Origin of the sequence: Bradyrhizobium genomosp. III, from assembly GCF_000261705.1 — a bacterium.
In the GTDB taxonomy this organism is placed as follows: Bacteria; Pseudomonadota; Alphaproteobacteria; order Rhizobiales; family Xanthobacteraceae; genus Bradyrhizobium; species Bradyrhizobium ottawaense.
In genome coordinates, this window is the sequence record NZ_AJQF01000134.1 from 1 (window position 1) to 4,113 (window position 4,113).

A 4,113-nucleotide genomic window follows, 5' to 3' on the forward strand; every position below is an offset into this window, starting at 1 on the left:
GCGGTCTCGTCGAAGATGGCCACGGCCTCGAAACGATAATTGCAGGCGTGGCAATTCCAGAGATAGGAGACGCGCCCCTCACCCGGCTCGATCCAGTCAGGCTGCGGGATCGGCGTGCCGCATTGGGCACAGGGGTTTTGTCTGGGGATGTCGCCGGCATACAGCCTGGCCATGTTTGATTTTGTCATGGCACCTCTCCCGATTTGCAGCGTCTTCTTACTCGCTTTCGCTGGCACGCGCGAATAGACAGGCGTGCTGCCGCGAGCGGGGGTCGTCCGCCCCCGAAGCTCTCTTGCGCCAGCTTTGAGTCGTAACAGCGGCTCGGCACCGCAAAATCGGGCGATGGCGGCGTTTGGTCACATCATCGCCGCGTTCGGAAGGCCTAACGACGACTGGGCGCAGGTCACTCTAGGGGACCTCAGGGATATCTGATGAAAATTGTACGCATTGCCGCGCTGCTCGCGGCCGGATTGACATTGCCGCAGGCCGCAATCGCGGGTGAAGCTGAATATGCCGAGATGGTCGCGGCTCATGCCCGCGCCAACGGCGTGCCGGAAGCGCTGGTGCATCGCGTGATCATGCGCGAGAGCCGCTACCAGCCACACCTCGTCGGCCGCGGCGGCACCATCGGGCTGATGCAGATCAAGCTCGCGACCGCCCGCGGGGTCGGCTACACCGGCGACGCCGCCGGTCTGCGCGATCCCGACACCAACCTCACCTATGCCGTGAAATATCTCGCCGGCGCCTATCGCGCCGCCAATGGCGACCACGCCCGGGCCGTGCGTTATTTCGCCGGCGGCTATTACTACGCCGCCAAGCGGCAGCGGCAGGAGACCGTGCAGATCGCCAATATGGGCGTTACCAATATGGGCAATATGGGCCAACCCTGGCTCGAGCCGAATGGCAACCCGCAGCCGATGTTCGACAGCGTCCCGCATAAGAAGCTGGCCCAGCGCGTCCGCAACGCGCGGGCGCAGGCGCTGAAATAACTCCCATGTCCCGGACGCGCTGCGACGCGAAGCGTTGCTGCGCAGAGCCGGGACCCCGCATCCCTGCATCAGCATGGGCCCCGGCTCAGCAGCGCACCCCTGCGTGATGCGCTGCGTCCGGGGCACGGCTGCAGTTCCCGTCAACACGCGTTGACCACCCCGCCCCACTGTCCTACATTAGAGCCGTTCCGAGGGGTGCTCCGAGGAGGAGCTGAGATACCGCTAAATGGGCAATACCGCCCAGGACCGCGGTGACCCTTTGAACCTGATCCGGGTCATGCCGGCGAAGGGACAGGGATGTTGCAAACGACCAAGCGACAGGATTCACCGGTATCCATCATCGGCGCAGGCATCGCGGGTGCCTGGCAAGCCCTGCTGTTCGCGCAGGCCGGCCATGCCGTGACCTTGCACGAGCGCGGTGACGAGGCGATGACGGACGCCACCAGCCATTGGGCCGGCGGCATGCTCGCGCCCTATTGCGAGGCCGAGGTCGCCGAACCCATCATCAGCCGCCTGGGGCTGCGCTCGCTCGACCTCTGGCGGCGCGAGCTGCCCGATACGCCGTTCAACGGCTCGCTGGTCGTCGCCCATCCGCGCGAACGCAGCGACTTTGAGCGCTTTGCGCGCATGACCGAGGACCACCGCCGGCTCGATGCCTCAGGCCTCGCCGCGCTCGAGCCATCGCTGGAAGGCCGCTTCCGCGACGCGCTGTTCTTCCCGGCCGAGGGCCATGTCGAGCCGCGCCGCGTGCTGCCGCAGCTGCACGAGCGCATCCGCGCCGCCGGCGGCACCATCAAGTTCTCCAGCGACGTCGCAGCCGGGGATCTCGACGGCATCGTGATCGACTGCCGCGGCCTTGGCGCCCGCGACGAGCAGAGCGAGCTTCGCGGCGTCAAGGGCGAGATGATCCTGATCGAGACCAGCGAAGTGCAGCTTGCGCGCCCGGTGCGGCTGATGCATCCGCGCTGGCCGCTCTACGTGATTCCGCGCGAGGACAATCTGTTCATGCTGGGCGCGACCTCGATCGAAGCCGAGGACACCGGCGTCAGCGTCCGCTCCGCGCTGGAGCTCTTGGGCGCCGCTTACGCCGTGCACCCGGCGTTCGGCGAAGCCCGCATCGTCGAATTCGGCTCCGGGCTTCGTCCCGCCTATCCCGACAATCTGCCGCGCATCGGCATTCGCGGCCGCAGGATCAGCGTCAACGGCCTCTATCGTCACGGCTTCCTGATCGCGCCGGCGCTCGCCGAGCTGACGCTTGCCTATGTCGAGCGCGGCCAGATCGACAACGAGGTGATGCAATGCGTTTGATCGTCAACGGCGAGCAGCGCGAGGTGACTTCGGGAAGCGTCGATGCGCTGCTCTCGGAGCTCGACTACGAGGGCACCCATTTCGCGATCGCGCTCAACTACGACGTCGTGCCGAAAAGCCGCTGGGCCGAGACGGCACTGAAGGCCGGCGACGAGATCGAGATCATCACGCCGCGGCAGGGAGGGTGAGGTGATGGTGGCACGCTCTATCCACTTGTCGTCCCCGCGAAGGCGGGGCCCCATAACCCCAGGGAGCGGTTATGGCGCTCAGTCTCCCCCCGCGTGCCCCAGGAGAAATCACGCGGTATGGATCCCCGCCTTCGCGGGGATGACAACTGCATTTGAGGAGACACCGTCAACATGGTGACCTTCTACGGCAAGACTTTCGCCTCCCGCCTGCTGATCGGCAGCGCGCTCTACCCCTCGCCGGCGATCATGCAGGAAGCGATCCGCGCCTCCGGCTCGAACATCGTCACGGTGTCGCTGCGGCGCGAATCCGCCGGCGGCAAGACCGGGGACGCGTTCTGGAATCTGATCCGGGAGCTCGATGTCACGGTGCTGCCGAACACCGCGGGATGCCGCAGCGTGCGCGAGGCCGTGACCACGGCAAAGCTCGCCCGTGAATTGTTCGGCACGAGCTGGATCAAGCTCGAAGTCATCGCCGACAACGACACGCTGCAGCCCGATGTCGTCGGCCTGGTCGAAGCCGCCGGCATCCTGATCAAGGACGGCTTTGAAGTGTTCCCCTATTGCACCGAGGATCTCTCGGTCGCCAACCGCCTGGTCGATGCCGGCTGCAAGGTGGTGATGCCGTGGGCCGCTCCCATCGGCAGCGCCAAGGGCATCACCAATCGCGACGCGTTGAAGCTGCTGCGCGAGCGCCTGCCCGATATCACGCTGGTGGTCGACGCCGGCCTCGGCGCTCCCAGCCACGCGGCGCAGGCGCTCGAGCTCGGCTATGACGCCGTGCTGCTCAACACCGCAATTGCAAAAGCCGCCGATCCCGTCGCGATGGCAAAAGCCTTCCGCCTCGGCTGCGATGCCGGCCGCACCGCTTATGAAGCCGGGCTGATGAACGCCCGCGACTTCGCCTCCCCCTCCACCCCTGTCGTTGGGACTCCGTTCTGGCATGCCGTATCCTGATCGATTTTATCCCGTCGTCGACAGCCTCAAATGGGTCGAGCGGCTGACAAAGCTTGGCGTCGGCACCATCCAGCTGCGCGCCAAGGAGCTCAACGACGCCGACGCGCTGCAGATCGTCACCGACGCGCTGGCGATCACCAAGGACACGCAAGCCAAGCTGGTCGTGAACGACTATTGGCGCGCCGCCGTCGTCGCCGGCGCGAAGTACCTGCATCTCGGTCAGGAGGATCTGGTGGAAGCCGACCTCAAGTCCATCCGCGAGGCCGGCCTCTCGCTCGGCATCTCCACCCATGACGATGCCGAGCTTGAAACCGCACTCAAGGCAAAGCCCGACTACGTCGCGCTCGGCCCGATCTTCTTCACCACGCTCAAATCGATGCGTTTCGAGCCGCAGGGCATCCCGAGGATCACGGAGTGGAAGAAGCGCATCGGCACCATTCCGCTGGTCGCGATCGGCGGCATCAAGTTCGAGCAAGCCGCGGAGATCTTTGCGGCGGGCGCGGATTCTATCGCGGTGGTGTCCGACGTGACGCAAAACGCCGACCCCGATGCCCGCGTGCGGCAATGGCTTGGCCTGTCCACGGAGGCTGCGTGATGTGCGCTCCGCTCTCACCCCACACTCCGCTGTCATCGCCCGGCTTGACCGGGCGATCCAGTACGCCGCGGCTTCTCGG

6 protein-coding genes and 1 riboswitch are annotated in these 4,113 nt (G+C 65.9%); of the genes, 5 read left to right on the top strand and 1 reads right to left on the bottom strand.

Annotated elements, in window-relative coordinates:
- The coding region (locus tag IC66_RS42535) for a hypothetical protein (protein ID WP_038971295.1) at nt 1-188 on the bottom strand (188 nt) is incomplete at its 3' end.
- A 243-nt stretch (nt 189-431) separates the two neighbouring features.
- Between IC66_RS42535 and IC66_RS0111575 the strand changes: the two genes are divergently transcribed.
- The 5 genes from IC66_RS0111575 (at nt 432) to IC66_RS0111595 (ending at nt 4,034) form a co-directional block, all read left to right on the top strand.
- The gene (locus tag IC66_RS0111575) at nt 432-989 is read left to right on the top strand and encodes a lytic transglycosylase domain-containing protein (RefSeq protein ID WP_028145576.1); all 558 of its coding nucleotides are present in this window, start codon (nt 432-434) and stop codon (nt 987-989) included.
- A 181-nt stretch (nt 990-1,170) separates the two neighbouring features.
- Nucleotides 1,171-1,299, top strand: a riboswitch (TPP riboswitch).
- Complete coding sequence (locus tag IC66_RS0111580; protein ID WP_028145577.1) at nt 1,287-2,297, top strand: FAD-dependent oxidoreductase; 1,011 nt, start codon at nt 1,287-1,289, stop codon at nt 2,295-2,297. (Overlaps the previous riboswitch by 13 nt.)
- Nucleotides 2,288-2,485 (top strand): sulfur carrier protein ThiS, encoded by a 198-nt coding sequence (thiS, locus tag IC66_RS0111585; protein ID WP_028145578.1) that lies wholly within the window; start codon nt 2,288-2,290, stop codon nt 2,483-2,485. Before IC66_RS0111580 ends, thiS begins: the two co-directional genes overlap by 10 nt.
- A gap of 171 nt (nt 2,486-2,656) precedes the next feature.
- Entirely contained in the window at nt 2,657-3,439 is a 783-nt protein-coding gene (locus IC66_RS0111590) for a thiazole synthase (RefSeq protein ID WP_028145579.1), read from the top strand.
- On the top strand, nt 3,426-4,034 hold the full coding sequence (locus tag IC66_RS0111595) for a thiamine phosphate synthase (protein WP_028145580.1): 609 nt from the start codon (nt 3,426-3,428) through the stop codon (nt 4,032-4,034). Before IC66_RS0111590 ends, IC66_RS0111595 begins: the two co-directional genes overlap by 14 nt.
- Nucleotides 4,035-4,113 lie beyond the last annotated feature (79 nt).

What these genes read in the sequence shown, in the direction of transcription:
- IC66_RS0111575 (WP_028145576.1), top strand. Translation starts at nt 432, where the DNA reads ATGAAAATTGTACGCATTGCCGCGCTGCTCGCGGCCGGATTGACATTG.
- IC66_RS0111580 (WP_028145577.1), top strand. Translation starts at nt 1,287, where the DNA reads ATGTTGCAAACGACCAAGCGACAGGATTCACCGGTATCCATCATCGGC.
- thiS (WP_028145578.1), top strand. Translation starts at nt 2,288, where the DNA reads ATGCGTTTGATCGTCAACGGCGAGCAGCGCGAGGTGACTTCGGGAAGC.
- IC66_RS0111590 (WP_028145579.1), top strand. Translation starts at nt 2,657, where the DNA reads ATGGTGACCTTCTACGGCAAGACTTTCGCCTCCCGCCTGCTGATCGGC.
- IC66_RS0111595 (WP_028145580.1), top strand. Translation starts at nt 3,426, where the DNA reads ATGCCGTATCCTGATCGATTTTATCCCGTCGTCGACAGCCTCAAATGG.